The 17,276-nt window shown below is 44.9% G+C and carries 18 protein-coding genes; 15 read left to right on the forward strand and 3 right to left on the reverse strand.

The genetic code is table 11. From position 1 onward, the window contains the following. Window positions 1–23 precede the first annotated feature (23 nt). The 14 genes from ACLWNV_RS09080 (at window position 24) to ACLWNV_RS09145 (ending at window position 11,217) form a co-directional block, all read left to right on the forward strand. Window positions 24–641 carry a 2OG-Fe(II) oxygenase family protein gene (locus tag ACLWNV_RS09080; protein WP_413587610.1) on the forward strand — a complete coding sequence of 206 codons (618 nt, stop codon included), beginning with the start codon at window positions 24–26 and terminating at the stop codon, window positions 639–641. Window positions 642–644: 3 nt separating this feature from the next. Then, a complete protein-coding gene (locus tag ACLWNV_RS09085; RefSeq protein ID WP_413587611.1) occupies window positions 645–1,388 on the forward strand; it encodes an ABC transporter ATP-binding protein in 744 nt (247 codons plus the stop codon). Further along, the gene (locus ACLWNV_RS09090) at window positions 1,385–2,137 is read left to right on the forward strand and encodes an ABC transporter permease (protein WP_413587612.1); all 753 of its coding nucleotides are present in this window, start codon (window positions 1,385–1,387) and stop codon (window positions 2,135–2,137) included. The genes ACLWNV_RS09085 and ACLWNV_RS09090 overlap by 4 nt, the downstream gene beginning before the upstream one ends. After that, the gene (locus tag ACLWNV_RS09095; RefSeq protein WP_413587613.1) at window positions 2,134–3,072 is read left to right on the forward strand and encodes an ABC transporter substrate-binding protein; all 939 of its coding nucleotides are present in this window, start codon (window positions 2,134–2,136) and stop codon (window positions 3,070–3,072) included. The genes ACLWNV_RS09090 and ACLWNV_RS09095 overlap by 4 nt, the downstream gene beginning before the upstream one ends. 81 nt (window positions 3,073–3,153) lie before the next feature. Next, window positions 3,154–3,708: a YceD family protein gene (locus tag ACLWNV_RS09100; protein ID WP_413587614.1), complete on the forward strand. Its 555-nt coding sequence runs from the start codon at window positions 3,154–3,156 to the stop codon at window positions 3,706–3,708. Window positions 3,709–3,785: 77 nt separating this feature from the next. Next, complete coding sequence (gene rpmF / locus ACLWNV_RS09105; protein ID WP_088614632.1) at window positions 3,786–3,971, forward strand: 50S ribosomal protein L32; 186 nt, start codon at window positions 3,786–3,788, stop codon at window positions 3,969–3,971. 33 nt (window positions 3,972–4,004) lie between these two features. Further along, on the forward strand, window positions 4,005–4,991 hold the full coding sequence (locus ACLWNV_RS09110) for a beta-ketoacyl-ACP synthase III (protein ID WP_413587630.1): 987 nt from the start codon (window positions 4,005–4,007) through the stop codon (window positions 4,989–4,991). A gap of 4 nt (window positions 4,992–4,995) precedes the next feature. After that, on the forward strand, window positions 4,996–5,970 hold the full coding sequence (fabD, locus tag ACLWNV_RS09115) for an ACP S-malonyltransferase (RefSeq protein ID WP_413584057.1): 975 nt from the start codon (window positions 4,996–4,998) through the stop codon (window positions 5,968–5,970). A gap of 124 nt (window positions 5,971–6,094) precedes the next feature. After that, window positions 6,095–6,844, forward strand: a complete 750-nt coding sequence (gene fabG, locus ACLWNV_RS09120; protein ID WP_413584058.1) for a 3-oxoacyl-[acyl-carrier-protein] reductase — start codon at window positions 6,095–6,097, stop codon at window positions 6,842–6,844. Window positions 6,845–6,997: 153 nt separating this feature from the next. Next, complete coding sequence (gene acpP, locus ACLWNV_RS09125; RefSeq protein ID WP_142700235.1) at window positions 6,998–7,234, forward strand: acyl carrier protein; 237 nt, start codon at window positions 6,998–7,000, stop codon at window positions 7,232–7,234. Window positions 7,235–7,267: 33 nt separating this feature from the next. Beyond that, a complete protein-coding gene (gene fabF / locus ACLWNV_RS09130; RefSeq protein ID WP_413587631.1) occupies window positions 7,268–8,512 on the forward strand; it encodes a beta-ketoacyl-ACP synthase II in 1,245 nt (414 codons plus the stop codon). A 58-nt stretch (window positions 8,513–8,570) separates the two neighbouring features. After that, entirely contained in the window at window positions 8,571–9,047 is a 477-nt protein-coding gene (locus ACLWNV_RS09135; RefSeq protein ID WP_413584059.1) for an RpiB/LacA/LacB family sugar-phosphate isomerase, read from the forward strand. Window positions 9,048–9,211: 164 nt separating this feature from the next. Beyond that, window positions 9,212–10,459: a serine hydroxymethyltransferase gene (gene glyA / locus ACLWNV_RS09140; RefSeq protein ID WP_413584060.1), complete on the forward strand. Its 1,248-nt coding sequence runs from the start codon at window positions 9,212–9,214 to the stop codon at window positions 10,457–10,459. Window positions 10,460–10,632: 173 nt separating this feature from the next. Next, a complete protein-coding gene (locus tag ACLWNV_RS09145; protein ID WP_413584061.1) occupies window positions 10,633–11,217 on the forward strand; it encodes a M23 family metallopeptidase in 585 nt (194 codons plus the stop codon). Between the two features lie 33 nt (window positions 11,218–11,250). Here the strand turns inward: ACLWNV_RS09145 and ACLWNV_RS09150 are convergent, their stop codons facing one another. Continuing rightward, window positions 11,251–13,467, reverse strand: coding sequence for a bifunctional alpha,alpha-trehalose-phosphate synthase (UDP-forming)/trehalose-phosphatase (locus ACLWNV_RS09150; protein ID WP_413584062.1), 2,217 nt, complete (start codon window positions 13,465–13,467; stop codon window positions 11,251–11,253). A 48-nt stretch (window positions 13,468–13,515) separates the two neighbouring features. Between ACLWNV_RS09150 and ACLWNV_RS09155 the strand changes: the two genes are divergently transcribed. Further along, entirely contained in the window at window positions 13,516–15,324 is a 1,809-nt protein-coding gene (locus tag ACLWNV_RS09155) for a glycoside hydrolase family 15 protein (RefSeq protein ID WP_413584064.1), read from the forward strand. A 13-nt stretch (window positions 15,325–15,337) separates the two neighbouring features. Here ACLWNV_RS09155 and ACLWNV_RS09160 read toward each other — a convergent pair whose 3' ends face one another. Both ACLWNV_RS09160 and ACLWNV_RS09165 read right to left on the reverse strand, forming a co-directional pair. Beyond that, complete coding sequence (locus ACLWNV_RS09160) at window positions 15,338–15,793, reverse strand: acetyltransferase (protein WP_413584065.1); 456 nt, start codon at window positions 15,791–15,793, stop codon at window positions 15,338–15,340. A 219-nt stretch (window positions 15,794–16,012) separates the two neighbouring features. Beyond that, on the reverse strand, window positions 16,013–16,993 hold the full coding sequence (locus ACLWNV_RS09165; protein ID WP_413584067.1) for a hypothetical protein: 981 nt from the start codon (window positions 16,991–16,993) through the stop codon (window positions 16,013–16,015). Window positions 16,994–17,276 lie beyond the last annotated feature (283 nt).

Genomic DNA, 17,276 nt, shown 5'->3' on the forward strand with positions numbered 1-17,276 from the left:
GTCTCAAATTGATAGGGAATGTGATGATTAAAACCCTCTTTCCAACATTCGTTTATTACGGCCCCCTTCAGGACGCGGCTAAAACAAAGATCTTAAATAAAGACCTTAAAATGGAGTCCTTAAAAATCGCTGAAATCGATGAGGAAGGGCGGCAGTGGTCCCGCAAAAACTATAAAGGCGGTTTCACTTCATACGGGTCCATGGCTCAGCTTCATCAGTTTTCCAGCACCTTTAATGATTTGGAAAAACAGATCGACAAACATGTTCGCAAATTCGTAAAGCATCTGGAGATGGACATTAACCCCAAAGAACTTCGCATGAGCTCGTGCTGGGTTAACATCATGCCGTCCAACGTAATTCACACCATGCATCTTCACCCGCTTTCTGTAATAAGCGGGACTTACTATTTGCAAACACCAAAGAACTGCTCAGCCATTAAGTTTGAAGACCCGCGCATGGATTCCTTCATGGCATCACCTCCACGCAAACACGATGCAAAGGTACATAATCAACGCTACCACTCCATCGAACCTCAGGAAGGTCATGTGGTATTGTTTGAAAGCTGGCTTCGTCACGAGGTTCCCGCAAACAATTCAGATAAAGAACGCATCAGCATCAGCTTTAACTACGACTGGGTTTAAATAATGCCAGAGGTTTCAGGAATTCAGATCACACATCTCAAGAAAAACTTTGGAACGAAAGAAGTTCTAAAAGATTTTTCGCTGCAAATTCCTGCAGGATCTTTCACATCCTTGGTCGGGCCTTCGGGCTGCGGCAAATCCACAGTTTTAAGATTGATTGCTCAACTGGAATCTCCCCAATCCGGCGAACTTAAAAATTCCGAAGTAAATCATTTTGGTTTTGTCTTTCAGGAAGCAAATCTTCTGCCCTGGAAAAGCGTTTTTGAAAATGTGGCTCTGCCTTTTGAGCTTAACAAAGAGATCAAAGGAACTTCCAAAAACGAAATCAAATCCCGCGTCTTAGAGACTCTTCGTAAAGTAAATCTGCACGAAAGCGCCGAATTATTTCCTCACCAATTGTCTGGCGGCATGAAGATGCGTGTTTCCATCGCAAGAGCGCTGGTTACAAAACCCAAATTGTTATTAATGGACGAGCCCTTTGCGGCCTTGGATGAATTCACTCGCTATCAAATGCAATTGCAGCTCCGTGAGCTATGGCTACAGGAAGGTATCACGGTTCTTTTTGTGACTCACTCCTTGTCGGAGGCCGTATTTATGTCTCAGCGAGTGATTTTAATGAGCAAGTCCGGTGGCGAAATAGTTTTGGATCAGAAATTAGACTTGCCCGAAAATCGCACTGAAGAGTTAAGAACATCGCAGGAGTTCAATTCAATAATCAGAAAACTTTCAGAGGGTCTGCGACGATGAAACGAATTCTGCCAGCCCTTGGATTTTTCCTTTTAGTTACCGTGCTTTTACAGATTTTGGTGAAGCAAAATGTAATTGCAGAAAGTTTAATTCCATCACCGGAAAACGTCGTAAAAACGTTCATTGAACTGAAAAGCGATTATGTTACATCGTTTTTGCAGACTTTTAAAAACACGCTCGTTGGTTGGATGTTCAGCATTCTAATCGGCACTGCATTGGCGGTGGGGTTTTCATTATTCAGCCTATTAAAACGCGCTGTTTTGCCATTTGCGGTGTTTTTTCAGACAGTCCCAATCATTGCTGTGGCTCCGTTACTGGTGATCTATTTCGGCTTTGGCGCACCCACTGTGATCGCTTCAGGTTTTATCGTTTCGATTTTTCCGATTATCGCAAACACCCTGATGGGTTTGGAAAGTACTCAGGCAAATCAACTGGACCTGTTTAGAATTTATCATGCGAGTCCGTGGCAGATTTTGTGGAAGTTAAAACTTCCCGCTGCGTACTCACATATTTATTCCGGTCTGAAAATTTCAGCCGGCCTATCCATCATCGGCGCGATCGCTGGAGAATTTGTTGCTGGTGGCGGATTAGGGTCTATGATTGACTCAGCCCGTACCCAGCAACGCGTGGATATTGTTTTTGGAGCTTTGATTTTGCTTTCTATAATGGGGCTTTTAATGATCGGGGCTTTAGCGCTCTCTCATCGATTGATTCAAAAACGTCGCCCCTATTTTACTGGAGATTTATGAAATCACTTTTACTACTTTCTTTATCCCTGTGGGGAGCCGTCGCATTTTCAGCTGAACCCACAAACACCAAGTTCACAGTGGCTCTAAATTGGAAAGCCGAGCCCGAGTTTGGTGGTTTTTACGAGGCCTCTTTAAACGGCATTTACAAAAAACACGGCATCGATGCGACCATCCAGGAAGGTGGCTCCGGAACTCCGACAGTGCAAATGCTGGCGAATGGTAAAGTGGATTTCGCCATCGTCAGTGCTGATGAAGTTGTCATCTCCCAGGATCGCAATCCAAAAAACAAAGTCGTGGCGTTGTTTGCAGTTTATCAAACCGCGCCCTATATCGTGATGACTCATGCGGAGCGTGGTTTCAAAACCCTGAAGGATGTTTACCTTAGCGAAGGAACTTTGTCTGTTCAGGCAGGCCTTCCATATCACCAATACCTGCTGCAGAAGTTTGGAAAGCCTAAGGTCAATGTGGTTCCATATCTTGGGGGAGTTTCTAATTTCCTGAATGACAAAAACTTTTCGCAGCAAGGATTCATCACGATCGAACCTTTGGCGGCCGAAAAAATGGGCGCGAAAGTTAAAAGCTTCCTGATCTCTGACGAGGGCTTTAACCCTTATGTGGTGGTGCTTGCTGCCCGCGAAGAGACACTAAAAAAGAATCCTGAGCTGGTAGGCAAGATGATCGAAGCGACTCGCCTGGGTTGGGAAGGATACTTAAAAGACCCCACAAAAACCAATCAACACATGGCAAAACTGAATAAATCCTTGGATCTGGAGACATTTAACAAAGGCGCTCAGATTCAAAAGCCGTTAATTGAAGCCAAAGGTCTGAAATTGGGCCAGATGACGGCGGAACGCTGGGAAACTCTGGTAAAACAACTCAAGGAACTGAAACAGATTAAATCCTCCCCTAGCGCCCAAGAGCTGTTCAGACCCTAAAAGGTCTCCATGATGACCATTCTCAACTTGACGAAGCGCTTCATCCCTTTTACAAAGGAGCGCTTGTCGGAGTCTATTTATATGAAAATTAATCTACTAGAAATTCCAGAAGAAGGCCGTACGTATGTGTGGGACACCCAGTCTGGCGAGGCCAACGCCGTTTTAGCTGATCTTATCGGCAAAAACACCTATGCAGCAGAGTTCACGATTCGTCCGTTGAACTCCAAAGACTTTGAAATGACTGGCAAAATCAATACGAAACTGCCAGATCAGTGTTCACGCTGCGGGACTGACATTCAGTTCCCAATTACCGAGAAATTCCGCGAAATTTTGATCCCAAAACAGGATCAGCCGCGCAATTCCAAATATTCGAAAGTAAATCATATCAGCGACCTTTCCGGCGATGAGACTGATTTCTGCGAATATGAAGGCCAACATTTCGATATGGGCGAGTACCTGCACGAAGTGGTTGCCCTGGCGACGCCGTATAATCCAGTTTGCCCTAAAGCAGACAACCCAGAATGTTCTATTTACACAAATCCTGAACCAGAACGCGGCGTTATATACGATGAAACGATGCCGGTTGAAAAACCGGAAAGTCCTTTTGCGGCTTTAAAGAATTTAAAGCTTAATTAAAGACTTGATTTTTATCATAGTTTATATAAATTACCGTACTTCTGATTCCATATTGTTAGATTTAAAAGAGGTCTGAAATGCCAACTCCTAAGAAAAAAACATCCCGTTCTAAACGCGATATGCGCCGTTCTCATGACGGTTTGTCTGCTCCAGCAGTAGCTTTGAACAAAAAAACTGGCGAACTTGTTCGTCCACACCGCGCAACTAAAGGTGCTGACGGCGCTTTGTACTACAAAGGCAAACAAATCAGCGCAGCTAAGTAATAACTTAGGGTTAGGTTGACATCCATGGCAGGAATGTATCGATCTCGTGTAGCAGGGATAGGCTCGTATCTACCAGAGAAAGTTCTTACGAACTTTGATCTCGAAAAAATGGTAGAGACGTCCGATCAATGGATCGTTGAACGTACTGGGATCGAACGCCGCCATATCGCAGCCGAAGGTGAAGGCACATCTGATCTTTGCCTTCGTGCCGCTCAAAAAGCTCTCGCAGACGCGAATCTTACAGCTCAAGACATTGATATGATCATCGTCGGTACCGTTACTGGTGACCGTCAGATGCCTTCCACAGCTTGTTACGTACAAAGTAAACTTGGCTGTCGCAATATCGTGGCTTTTGACTTGAACGCAGCTTGCTCGGGCTTCCTTTATTCTGTTTCTATTGCTGATCAATTTATTCGTACAGGCATGTACAAAAACGTTCTGGTTCTTGGTGCAGAAGTTCTTTCTCGCTTCGTGAACTTTAAAGACCGTGAAACTTGCATCCTGTTTGGCGACGGTGCTGGCGCCTGGGTTCTTCAACGCGCAGAAGAAGGCGACAATAATGTGATCGCGTCTTCTCACCTTCACGCCGATGGTGATTTGGCTGAACTACTGACACTTCCAGGTGGCGGTAGCTTGATGCCTCAATCCCAATATGTTCTAGACAACAATTTGCACTACGTTTCCATGAAAGGTCGCGAGATCTTCAAGAACGCAGTTCGCACAATGGCTCTTTGCTGCAAAGAAGCTTTGGAAGCAAACGACATGTCCCCTGATAAAGTGGACTGGATCGTTCCTCACCAGGCTAATAAGCGCATTGTTGAAGCTGTTGCTGATCAATTTAAATTCCCAATGGAGCGCGTGATCCTTTACCTTCACGAAACAGGTAATACATCCTCCGCTTCAATCCCGTTGGCCTTTGACTGGGCCGTTCAAAATGGAAAAATCAAACGTGGTCAAACGATCTTGCTTACTGCATTCGGTGCAGGCTTGACGTCTGGTTCCGTTCTATTGAGGTACTAAAATTATGTTCACCCTGGTATTTCCCGGACAAGGCAGCCAACAACCTGGCATGGGCCGTTTTTTATTTGATAACTTCAAAGTCGCTCAAGAAATCTTCGAAGAAGGTTCTGAAGCTCTAAAACAAGACATGAAGAAGCTTTGCTTCGAAGGCTCTGAAGCTGATCTGGCTTTGACCGAAAATACTCAACCAGCACTGTTGTTGGTTTCCACTGCGACTCAAAAAGTTTTGCGTGCTGAATTTGGTGTGAAAGTTCAATCTGCCGCTGGTCACTCTATCGGTGAATACGCAGCCTTGGTTGCAGCTGACGTGATTCGTTTTGATCAGGCGATGCAAGCGGTTCGCACTCGCGGCCAAGCAATGCAATCGGCAGTTCCGGTTGGCCAAGGTGGTATGGTTGCAGTTTTGGGTCTTGAGCCTGAACAAGTTGAAACACTTTGCCAGTGGACAGTTAAAAATTCTGGCTTTGGTCCGTTGTCTCCGGCGAATTTTAATTCCCCAGGACAGATCGTAATTTCTGGATCCATGAAAGCTATCAGCTGGTTGAAAGATAATTTTAAACCAGAAGCTATCTGGGCTGAAGCTCCGAAGCGTGCGAAGCTAATTCCTCTGGTGGTGTCTGCTCCTTTCCATTGTGAAATGATGAAACCCGCAGAAGACACTATGCGTTTGGTTTTGACCGCGATGGAATTTAAAACTGCGGCCTTTCCTGTTGTTCAAAATTTCCATGCGAAATTTGAAACTGAAGGCGCGGCTCTTCGTGAAAATCTGATCCGCCAAGTTTCAGCTCCCGTGCGCTGGATGCAAAGCATGGACACTTTGAAGGCATCTGGACACTCTCAAGTTATCGAATGTGGCGCTGGAAAAGTTATCCAAGGGTTGCTGAAGAAAATTGATGGCGAATTCTTTAAAGTAATGACCACGACTAGCATGGAAGATCTTAAAACTATTGAAGATTTTTTGAAAGCTACGAGTCATTGAAATTTCTTGAGCTTTACTATGAGTTCGGCCAGAGTGGACACGCATAAAAACTGATGAGCTTTTACCCTAGTTTTTATAGCGCGCACTTCGGCCCAGTCGAAGTAGGAAACTTAAGGAAATACTGATGAGCGGAAATTCACTTCAAGGTAAGAAAATTGTAGTAACCGGTGGCAGTCGTGGTATCGGCGCCGCTATTGTTAAACTTCTTGCTGATGAAGGCGCTCAAGTTGCTTTCACCTACTCTTCCCGCGAAGAATCTGCACAACAAGTTGCTCACACGCTTAAAGGCGACGGCCATTTCTATATCAAGATGGACGTTGCTAACGAACAATCCGTAAATGAAGCGGTCGAGCACATTCTTGAAAAATGGTCTGACGTAGACGGCGTTGTGAACAATGCCGGCATCACAAAAGATCAATTGTTGTTGCGCATGAAAGCGGAAGATTTTGATTCTGTTATCTCTACAAACTTGCGCGGAACTTTCCTGGTTACCAAAGCTTTCACCAAACCAATGATGAAAGCACGCAAAGGTTCCATCGTTAATATCACTTCCGTTATCGGCCAAACTGGAAATGCGGGACAAGCGAACTATGCGGCTTCTAAAGCTGGCACTGTGGCTTTCGCAAAATCCGTGGCATTGGAACTGGCTTCCCGTAACGTGCGTGTGAATAACGTGGCTCCTGGTTACATCTCGACAGAAATGACAGATGTTTTGCCTGAGGAAGTAAAAGCGAAGATTTTAGAAAAAGTACCGTTGAATAAAATCGGCGAAGGTACTGACGTTGCTCAGGCTGTAAGATTCCTGCTTAGTGATGAATCCAAATACATCACAGGCCAGACTCTTAGCGTGAACGGTGGAATGTTCATGGAATAGTTCGCTAAAGCGAAGTATTCCATGAATCCGCCATAGCTTTAGCGACGGCGGATACGAGTTAATTCACAATAGACTCGACCGAAGTGAGTATATGTAATTGTTTTTGATAAATTTGATTAATACTTAATGGGATTAATGTACTAGGAGGATTAAATGGCATTGCATCCAAAAGTTAAAGACATCATCGTAGAACAACTTGGCGTAGATCCAGATAAAGTTAAGCCTGAGGCTTCTTTCATCGACGATCTTGGTGCAGACAGCTTGGACATCGTTGAGCTAGTAATGGCTATGGAAGAAGAATTCGATCTTGAAATTCCAGACGAAGACGCTGAAAAGCTTAAGACTGTTCAAGACGTTGCTTCTTACCTTGAAAAAAAAGGTAAAGCGTAGGTCTTTATGACATCCCGATATGAACGCCCATCCATTTCACAAAGAAGAGTCGTTGTAACAGGTGTTGGTGCCGTTACTCCCCTTGGTAATACCATTGAGGAGAGCTGGACTAATGCTAAAAACGGTGTATCTGGCATCGCCAAGATCACTAAGTTTGATACAACTGGCTTCGATGTGACTTTTGCCGGTGAAGTGAAAGGCTTTAATGCTGATCAGTACATCGAGAAAAAAGAACAGAAGAAAATGGATGAGTTCATTCACTATTCAATCGCCGCTTCAAAAATGGCGATTGAAATGGCGAAATTGGAGCTTTCTGAAAAAGAGAAAGCAACAACGGGAGTGATCATTGGTGTGGGTATCGGCGGGCTTCAAAACCTGGAAGAGACCTCCATCAAAATGAAAGAGAAAGGACCAGGACGTGTGAGTCCTTTCTTTATCCCGAGCGTGATTACGAATTTGGCCGCTGGTCAGGTTTCAATTGCCTTGGGTCTTAAAGGTCCAAATTATTCTGTTACATCAGCTTGTGCTTCAGGTGTTCACTCTATTGGGGATGCAGTTCGCTATATCCGTGATGGTGTTGCTGACGTGATGCTGGCTGGTGGTGCAGAAGCTACTATCTGCCGTTTGGCGGTGGGTGGTTTCGCTGCGATGAGAGCTCTTTCTACTCGCAACGATGCCCCTGAAAAAGCCAGCCGTCCTTGGGATAAAGACCGTGATGGTTTTGTTCTGGGTGAAGGTTCTGCGATGTTGTGTATTGAGTCTTTGGAGCACGCTGAAAAACGTGGCGCTAAGATTCTTTGCGAGATCACAGGTTATGGCGTTTCTTCAGATGCGTACCACATGACTTCTCCGGCTCCTGAAGGCGCTGGTGGTTATGCGGCGATGGCCATGGCGTTGAAAGACTCCGGCCTTAAAGCATCAGACATCCAATACATCAATGCACACGGAACTTCGACTCCGGTGGGTGATGGTTTGGAAACTGCTGCTATCAAACACCTTTTGGGTGATCACGCGAAAAACGTGATGGTATCCAGCACTAAATCTATGACAGGCCATGCGTTGGGTGCAGCTGGTGCGATTGAATCTGCCTTCTGTGTGATGGCGATTCGCGATCAGATTGCTCCACCAACTTTGAACTTGGAAAACCCAAGCGAAGATTGCGACCTGGACTATGTACCTCACAAAGCTCGTGAGGCTAAGATCGACAACGTCCTTAACAACAGTTTTGGATTCGGCGGAACAAACGCTTGTATGATCTTCTCTAAATTTAAAAATTAATTAAAAGCCCCTCTTAAAACAGGGGCTTTTTACTTCGTACGACTTCAAGGAATTTATCATGATTATTTATATCGGTAGCGACCATGCTGGTTTGGATTTGAAAGTTAAAGTGATGGCTGCACTTCAGAATGTTGAGTGGCAGGACCAGGGAACTTTAACTGCGGATTCTGTCGATTATCCTGACTATGCCGACAAGGTTTGTAAGGAAATGACCAAGGTTGAAATTCTTAATCAAAAATCCGGCACGGTAGATCCTATCGATGGCCCGGCAATTGGTATTTTGGTGTGCGGCTCGGGACAAGGTATGGCCATTCGTGCGAATCGCTACCCACAGATCCGTGCGGCTTTGTGCTGGAATGAAGACATCGCCCGTCTTTCACGGGAACATAATAATGCAAACATCCTGGTTTTAAGTGCGCGTTTTACCGCCCCGGATCTTGCAATAAAAATGGTGCAGGAATTTTTGAAAACCAAATTCCAAGGCGGCCGACACAAAACCCGCGTGGACAAATTGGCCACCGACACTGGTTGTTGAGACTTTTAAATTCCCTCAACGCAGGCAATAATTCAATTACACCTGTATTTCGCAATATTAGTTTTTACAAGGCGCGAGCAGGAAGGCGTACTTCTGGTACGCCGACGCCCGAGCAACGCAGCTAACAACTAATATTCCGAAATACCCCCGAACGGAGTTTTCACATGCATTCTACGTCTTTGTCTCTCTCTCAAGTTGATCCTGAAGTTTTTGGCGTTATTCAAAAAGAATCTGAACGCCAGCAGTATGGTCTTGAGATGATCGCTTCTGAAAACTACACCTCAAAAGCTGTGATGGAAGCTCAAGGCTCTATTCTTACGAATAAATACGCCGAAGGCTATCCAGGCAAACGCTACTACGGTGGTTGTGTTAACGTGGATACAGTGGAATCCCTGGCGATTGAGCGCGCGAAAAAACTTTTCAACATGGGTTTTGCGAACGTGCAACCGCACTCGGGCTCCCAAGCTAACATGGGTGTTTATCTGGCTGCCTGCAAAGCTGGCGACACAATCCTGGGTATGGACTTGTCTCACGGTGGACATTTGACTCACGGGTCTCCGGTGAATTTTTCAGGGATGCTATTTAAAGCAGCCTCTTACAAATTGGATCCTGAAACGGGTCGTATCAATTACGACACCATTCGTGCCGTTGCCAAAGAAACAAAACCAAAATTGATCATCGCAGGCTACTCGGCTTATCCACGTGTTTTGGATTTCGCAAAATTTAAAGAAATCGCGACTGAAGTGGGCGCAGATCTTTTGGTCGACATGGCTCACTTTGCAGGACTTGTTGCGACGGGGCACCACCCGTCTCCGGCTGAGTACGCTGATTATGTAACAACGACGACGCACAAAACTTTGCGTGGTCCTCGTGGTGGTATGATTCTGACAAACTCCGAAGAAAAAGCGAAGCTTATGAACTCGCGCATTTTCCCAGGCATTCAGGGTGGTCCATTGGAGCACGTGATCGCTGGAAAAGCTGTGGCTTTCGGTGAAGCTTTGAGACCTGAATTTAAAGAATACAGCCAAAAAGTGATCGACAATGCGAAAGCATTGTCTGAAGAACTTCTAAGCCAGGGCTTCAAACTTGTGACTGGTGGCACAGACAATCACTTGATGTTGATTGATCTATCTGATCGCGAGATCACAGGTAAAGTGGCAGAGATCGCATTGGATGAAGCCGGTATCACTGTGAATAAAAACACAGTTCCGAATGAAAAACGCTCTCCGTTTGTCACAAGTGGTATCCGCGTTGGTACGCCGGCACTTACGACGCGTGGAATGGGAACTTCAGAAATGAAGAAGATCGGCAAATGGATTGCGCAGGTTTTGAACAGCGCTGACAACGCCGATGTAAAAAACAAAGTGCACAGTGAAGTGAAAGAAATGTGCAAGCACTTCCCTATCTACTAACACCTAGCTATTGGTCGAGATAAAGCTCTATTCCTGTCAGGGACTGAGCTTTGCCAACTCACCTAAATGACTCAAAAATAGGCATTTTGCACCGTATCTTTTCTGTCGCTTTTTATACCTCTGAAAGGCAAAAAGTCCTTTGGATACGAGTCCTTGTGGGCTATAGTTGAGACATGACACCAGGATGGAAACAACTAGTTAACTTTGCAGGATGCATATTCGCGTCAGGACTATTAGGGTCCTGCTCGACTTATCACACACCTTTATCGCGCGAGCTGACAACCGGCTCGTTTTCAGGTGGACGCGAAATGGCGTCTGATCAACCCCTGACAATCGGCGACCACTCTTTTGATCAAAGATCCTTTGATTGGCCTGTCGATAGCGCGCGCATGACTCGCGGATTTTTACCTAACAAACGCAGACCTCATTTGGGGATTGATTTGGCAGCCCCTAAAGGAACGCCGATATTGGCTGCCCAGGGCGGTACAATTATCTATGCAGGTCGTGAGTTCAAAGGTTACGGAAAAATGGTTCTAATCGAGTCTGGCGACGGCTGGGCGACTTTGTACGCTCACTTCGATAAGATTCTGGTTTCTGAAGGTCAAAAAGTTCGTAAAGGTGAAGTTATCGGAGCGATGGGCCGCACAGGACGCGCTACCGGAGTTCACTTGCATTTTGAAATCCGCAAAAACCGCGGACCGATCGATCCATTACCTTTGCTGCCGTCTACGGCCGCAACAGCGACGGCTCAGCTTTAAATATTTAAAAAGGAGGGTTTCCCCTCCTTTTTTTTAAACATCCAGGTCATTCTCGGCGTTTTCATTTACGAACTGAATCAGCTCTTTTAAAAACGGCACAACGTCAGTTTGCTGTTTAAGGCGATTTCTGGCTGCCGTCGCACCATCTCCCACTTTGATGGAGATTCCGGATTTACCCAACGCCACAAACATATCTTCGTCAGTTCGGTCGTCCCCCAAGCATACGATCGTGCTATTTGGACCTTTTTCCTTCATCAGCCAACGAACGAAGTTACCCTTATTGCACTCGACGGCTTTGGCCTCGACAATTTTATTTCCCATGCTGATTGTGACAGGCTCATTAGCCATACCCACCTGCAACTCATCATCAAGCTTTTTAGACTGAAAAGAGGCGAAATCCGTCGGCGACAATCGAAAGTGCCAGACCAGGCACGCCTTCTTTTTTTCAACAAAGGATAACGGCACTCTTTCTGAGTAATCGTTCATGATGCGCTCGACATGCGGGTACCACGATTGAACATCGGTTGAAATACGACTCACCCAATCTCCGTTAGGCTCGCGGTAAAAAGCCCCATGCTCTGCAATCAAACCCAGATTCATTCCTTTTAACTGCGCATCCAAAAATTCCCGCGTACGACCGCTGATAACATAGACATCGGCCTGCTGGCTTAATCTTGTTAAAAGATCGCGGGTTTCCTCCATCAAGACCACTTGTTCAGGTCGTTTTGCTATCGGTACGATCGTGCCATCATAATCGATCAGGATTTTCAAGCGTCCCTGACTTAGCTGCTTATTAAATTCGTCAGACCAGGTGCTCCTGGAAGGTTTTAAAACTTTAGGTGAAAAGCGCATCACCTGATGCACACTCTCTAGTTCTTTTAAAAACCCCCGCGCCCATTTGCTGGAAGAATATCTGGAGAGAATTTCCTGCAGATGCTCCATGCGACTATTTCGCTCTTCCATGTCCATGCAATAAGCCTGATGAATGGCATCGGCGATGGCATCCACATCCCAAGGGTTTACGATCAAAGCGTCACTTAACAAAGATGCAGCGCCCGCAAATTCACTTAAGATCAAAACTCCCGGATCCTGCAGATCCTGCGCCATGACATATTCCATCGCAACCAGGTTCATACCGTCACGTTTACTGGTTACCAGAACAGAGCTTGCATGACGATACAGGGCCAGCAATTCAGTTTCAGAAACAGAATTAAAAACGTAGTGAACCGGAGTGTAGCTGGGCGAACCAAACTCTCCGTTGATATTTCCGACCAGTTGATCGACTTCTTTTTTTATTTTCATGTAGGCAGGAACTTTTTCACGCGTGGGAATTGCAATTTGCATTAGCGAAACCTGTCCTACCAGGTCAGGATACTTGCGGAGTGCTGCTTGCAAGCCTTTTAATTTTAATTCCAATCCCTTGGTATAATCCAGGCGATCAATTCCCAAAATCATAAACGGGGCATTGCCGCTGCTTTTGTAATTTTCCACTTTTTGCAGAACCGCTTCGGAGCGGGATTTTTCTTTAATCTCTTCACCTTCAATACTGATGGGATAAACACCAAAATGCGTGGTACGACCGTTATACTCGGCACGGAAGAAAGAGGAATCAACGCCCAGGCAGGCTTTCAGGCTGACTACGAATTGTCTTAAATAAGAATGCTCATGAAATCCCACCAGATCACAACTCAGAAGCCCACGCAAAATTTCTTCGCGAACCGGAAGCTGTCTGAAAAGTTCGGCACTTGGAAAAGGAATGTGCAGAAAAAATCCGATTTTAATATCCGGCACCAGCTCACGCAGATACTCGGGCAAAGTCATAAAATGAAAATCATGAATCCAGACGGTGACTCCAGGGGTGGCAACTTTCGCTATCTCCTGCGCCATTAATTTATTGGCGTCCTTGTATTGCTCCCAATTTTTTCTATTGAAGTTCGCAAGATGACTTTCATAGTGAAAGAGAGGCCAGATAATATCATTCGCAAAACCGTTATAATATTTGTCGTACTTATCTTTTGAAAGCACGACAGGATAACAATCCAAATGCGGTAGAATCTTGCGCGCCTCTTCGGGAATTTTCGCCGCATGCGATGCATCAGTTTCAAATCCAAACCACGCAAAAGGTTCATTCTGACAAACACCCATCAAGGCTGATACCAGTCCACCGCTTCCCCTTTTCAGTTCACCTTTGCTATTCATATTGAATGGCAAACGATTGCTAACGAAGATTCTTTTGGACTTTGATATCATCAATTCCTCCTTTAGGATAAATGGCAGCGAACAACGAAAGGATTGAACATGTCCGTTAATACCAATCCGTTACATTCACACCGATATAACATGGGCCTTATTGGCAATTGCGCATACACAGGCCTGGTGGATCAAGAAGCCAACATCAGTTGGTTGTGCTGGCCCCGTTTCGATTCAAGTTTTATTTTTGGTTCCTTGATAGATGACGAAAAAGGTGGAGAGTTTTCAATCAAACCAGCATCTGCGGGATTTAAATCCACACAGAAATATATCAAGAACACAAATATTCTCTGCACTCAATTTGAAGCAGAGGATGGCGCATTTGAAGTGATAGACTTTGCGCCGAGATTTAATCTCTATGAAAGATATCATAAACCCTTGATGCTCTTTCGCAAAGTTAAAAAGCTCTCTGGCCAACCACGCATTAATGTAAAATGTCGTCCCGTGGGTGATTACGGAAAAATAATTCCAAATCGTCTTATTGGCAGCAATCACATTCGCTACGAAGGTCTTGAGCAGCCTTTACGACTCACAACAAACGCACCAATTAGTTATCTCACCGAAGAAAAATCATTCGTAGTGAATGATGAAATCTATTTTGTATTAAGCTGGGGCGTTCCTTTTGAAGCACCGCTTGAAACAACATTTGAAGATTTCTTCACACGAACTGAAAAATACTGGAAAACGTGGGTGGAGCGTTGTCATCTTCCAAGCGTTTTTCAAAAAGAAGTGATTCGTTCTGCACTTGCTTTGAAACTTCACCAATATGAAGACACTGGTGCCATCATCGCGTCCTGCACCACAAGCCTGCCGGAAATTGATCAGGAAGGTCGCAATTGGGACTATAGATTTTGTTGGGTACGAGATACCTACTACACTCTTTCCGCCTTGAATTCTTTGGGGCACTTTGAAGAGATGAGAAAGTATACGAATTACATCGAAAATCTTGATGTTGATAATCTTGCGAACTTACAGCCTTGCTATCGCATCGATGGCACGCCTGAGATGACGGAGGTTATCGAGGACCTGAAAGGATATTTGGGAAATGCTCCGGTTCGCGTCGGCAATCAGGCAGGAAGTCAGATTCAACACGACGTCTATGGACAAGTGCTTCTGACATTTTTCAGACTTTACACTGATGAGCGATTGAACGTAAAAAATTCCTCGCCACAAATTATCAAATCTATTTTGAGACACGTTGAACGCTACATGGAAGAGCCCGACAACGGTGTATGGGAATTCCGCGGAAAGCAGTCAGTTCATACTTACTCGTTGATGTTTCACTGGGCCGGAAGCCTTGCCGCGAAAGCCATTGCTAAATCGATCAACGATGCTGACTTGTTATCGCGTGCGGAAAAAGCTGTTCGTCATGCGGAAAGCCTGATTGAGAAAGCCTATTCACCATCAAAGAAAGCCTACGCGCAGGCCCTTGGAACCGACGAGATGGATGCAAGTATGCTTCAATTGATTACTCTGGGTTATTTTAAGAACAAAACACCCGGCGCAGCTTTGGATCATCTGGAAGCCATTCGCAAAGAGCTGGAAATTTCGCCAGGATTTTTACTGCGCTACAAACACACCGACGATTTCGGCTTGCAAAAGTCAGCGTTCCTGGTTTGTAGCTTCTGGTACATTGAAGCTCTGGCAAGCTTGGGACACGCCCATGAGGCGGAGAAATTGCTTAAGCAGGTCATTGCAACTCAGAACCATGTCGGTCTTATGAGCGAAGACTATGATGTGGATTCAGATGGCCAATGGGGAAACTTCCCGCAGACCTACAGTCACGTGGGTTTAATTAATTGCGCTTTCGCGATTGATCGCGCCTTAAATGCACCGGCATTCTTTGTTCACGAATAAAAAAAGGCAGCTGTTATAAGCTGCCTTTTTTGTTTTTCTTAAGCTCCATATGCAATAGTGGAAATGGGTTACCCTGCCCATCAAGTGGAGAGCGCCCAACCTGACTGAAACCCAAATGTTTATAGAAGGCAACTGCATCCGGGTTTTGTTCATTAACATCAATCTTCGTAGCTCCCTGAGTAGCAATTGCGTTTTTAAGCAAAACCGAACCAATTCCTTTTTTTCTATGAACCGGTGATATAAAAAGCATTTCAATATTTTGGTCCGCGACTCCAATGAATCCGACAATTTCATTGTAATCATCTTTGGCAACTCTTAAGCCTACTGCATCAAAATAGTGTTCAAGGATCAGTGGCTTCAGCGTCTGAATATTCTCCTCACTCAGGAAGTCATGGGTCGCACGGACTGAAGCTTCCCATATTTCTATCAATTTCAAATAGTCCATCTTCGTTGCTGTATCGATTTTCATGCGCACCTCTTATCGGTAAGGATGACTTTTGATTACCGCGTTCAAGGTTGTCAATTTCATTTCCGCTGCGGAAGTGAAAACAAACACATTGTTCGCATGCTGAAAATAAAAAAGGCAGCTTTTAACAGCTGCCTTTTTCTACTGGAATTTTAACTTATCTTCACAGTTTACTCTTAAGAACCAAATCCAATTCTGCTTTCGCAGGATAAGATCCAATTATTAGAACATGTTGATTGTAGCAGAGATACCTACGTTTGTAGTGTCTGCTTGAGCGTATTCTGGAGCGAACTGGAAGTTCGGGTACAAGTACAAGTCACGAGTAACTGCGATACCAAGACCTACTGATTGAGTCCACATGTTGTGGTCGAAAGTCGTCGCGTCGTCGTTACGGTAGTGATCGAAGCTTGATGGACGGAATACAGTTCTGAATGAGAACATGTCGTTGAACGCGTATTCTACGAATGGGAACAAACCGATGGAGTAATCAGAACGACCAGCGCCACCGCTAGAAGCTGTATCACCCGCGTTAGCACCGTCATCAAAGAATACATAGCTTAGAGACAAGCTAAGACCTGGCTGCCAGTTTGTATTTGGGATTTCACCCAATACAGTCCAGCTTGCAGACAAAGATGAATTAGCTTTGTAAACTTCAGTCATGTACGGAGTTGTGTAGTAGTAACCACCAACAGAAACCGATTGCTGCAAGTTCATTGCGCGGAAAGAACGACCCCAAGAAACATACGGAGTGGATACAGAAGCTTTTCTGTTACCATTTTGGTTTGTTGCCTCTTCGGAGTTGTTTTGTAGTGGAGTATCGATGTTGGCACCAGCACCGAAACGAAGAGAGTCACGAGCAGACAAACGGTAAGCAACCGCGATATCAGCTGACAAAGATGTATTAGAATCAGCACCAGAAACACCCGCATAGTTTGGACGAATTGGTCCAAATGGATCTTCAAGATTACCACCGTTGTAAGTCAAATCCATAGCGATAGAAACTTTGGATTTAGAACCGGATTCAGCACGCATTTTTGCATTCGTGATTTCCTGATCCAAGTCACCTTTAGCTTGCTCGTCCTTTTTTTGAACGTCAGTTACTTTAACTGTGCTTGTGTTTGCAGATTGAGATTCTTCAGCGTGAGCAGTTGCTACTACCAAAGAACCAGCCAAAATTAGTGATGAAAGAATTTGTGTTTTCACCTAATTGCTCCCCTTTTCGTTTTCTTTTGTTAATCGTTAATACGTTTTAAAAATTCCGCTGCCAAAAATTCAATGTCGGTTGCTTGTCAGATGTCTTTCGTTTCACATTCACTACGATTTCATCTGGAGCACCAACTGGTCCCAAAATGGAGCCAAATTGAATATAAGCAATGAAAGTGCCAGTACTTTGGTCCCATTTCAATACCATTTCTTAACAATAACCTAATATTTCCGCGGAGAAGACGCGTTTCAGCTTAAAAACTAAGCAGAATCGATTTGGATA

It is taken from the genome of Bdellovibrio sp. HCB274 (genome assembly GCF_047306075.1).
Taxonomy (GTDB): Bacteria; Bdellovibrionota; Bdellovibrionia; order Bdellovibrionales; family Bdellovibrionaceae; genus Bdellovibrio.

What these genes read in the sequence shown, in the direction of transcription:
- ACLWNV_RS09080 (WP_413587610.1), top strand. Translation starts at nt 24, where the DNA reads ATGATTAAAACCCTCTTTCCAACATTCGTTTATTACGGCCCCCTTCAG.
- ACLWNV_RS09085 (WP_413587611.1), top strand. Translation starts at nt 645, where the DNA reads ATGCCAGAGGTTTCAGGAATTCAGATCACACATCTCAAGAAAAACTTT.
- ACLWNV_RS09090 (WP_413587612.1), top strand. Translation starts at nt 1,385, where the DNA reads ATGAAACGAATTCTGCCAGCCCTTGGATTTTTCCTTTTAGTTACCGTG.
- ACLWNV_RS09095 (WP_413587613.1), top strand. Translation starts at nt 2,134, where the DNA reads ATGAAATCACTTTTACTACTTTCTTTATCCCTGTGGGGAGCCGTCGCA.
- ACLWNV_RS09100 (WP_413587614.1), top strand. Translation starts at nt 3,154, where the DNA reads ATGAAAATTAATCTACTAGAAATTCCAGAAGAAGGCCGTACGTATGTG.
- rpmF (WP_088614632.1), top strand. Translation starts at nt 3,786, where the DNA reads ATGCCAACTCCTAAGAAAAAAACATCCCGTTCTAAACGCGATATGCGC.
- ACLWNV_RS09110 (WP_413587630.1), top strand. Translation starts at nt 4,005, where the DNA reads ATGTATCGATCTCGTGTAGCAGGGATAGGCTCGTATCTACCAGAGAAA.
- fabD (WP_413584057.1), top strand. Translation starts at nt 4,996, where the DNA reads ATGTTCACCCTGGTATTTCCCGGACAAGGCAGCCAACAACCTGGCATG.
- fabG (WP_413584058.1), top strand. Translation starts at nt 6,095, where the DNA reads ATGAGCGGAAATTCACTTCAAGGTAAGAAAATTGTAGTAACCGGTGGC.
- acpP (WP_142700235.1), top strand. Translation starts at nt 6,998, where the DNA reads ATGGCATTGCATCCAAAAGTTAAAGACATCATCGTAGAACAACTTGGC.
- ACLWNV_RS09135 (WP_413584059.1), top strand. Translation starts at nt 8,571, where the DNA reads ATGATTATTTATATCGGTAGCGACCATGCTGGTTTGGATTTGAAAGTT.
- glyA (WP_413584060.1), top strand. Translation starts at nt 9,212, where the DNA reads ATGCATTCTACGTCTTTGTCTCTCTCTCAAGTTGATCCTGAAGTTTTT.
- ACLWNV_RS09145 (WP_413584061.1), top strand. Translation starts at nt 10,633, where the DNA reads ATGACACCAGGATGGAAACAACTAGTTAACTTTGCAGGATGCATATTC.
- ACLWNV_RS09150 (WP_413584062.1), bottom strand. Translation starts at nt 13,467, where the DNA reads ATGATATCAAAGTCCAAAAGAATCTTCGTTAGCAATCGTTTGCCATTC.
- ACLWNV_RS09155 (WP_413584064.1), top strand. Translation starts at nt 13,516, where the DNA reads ATGTCCGTTAATACCAATCCGTTACATTCACACCGATATAACATGGGC.
- ACLWNV_RS09160 (WP_413584065.1), bottom strand. Translation starts at nt 15,793, where the DNA reads ATGAAAATCGATACAGCAACGAAGATGGACTATTTGAAATTGATAGAA.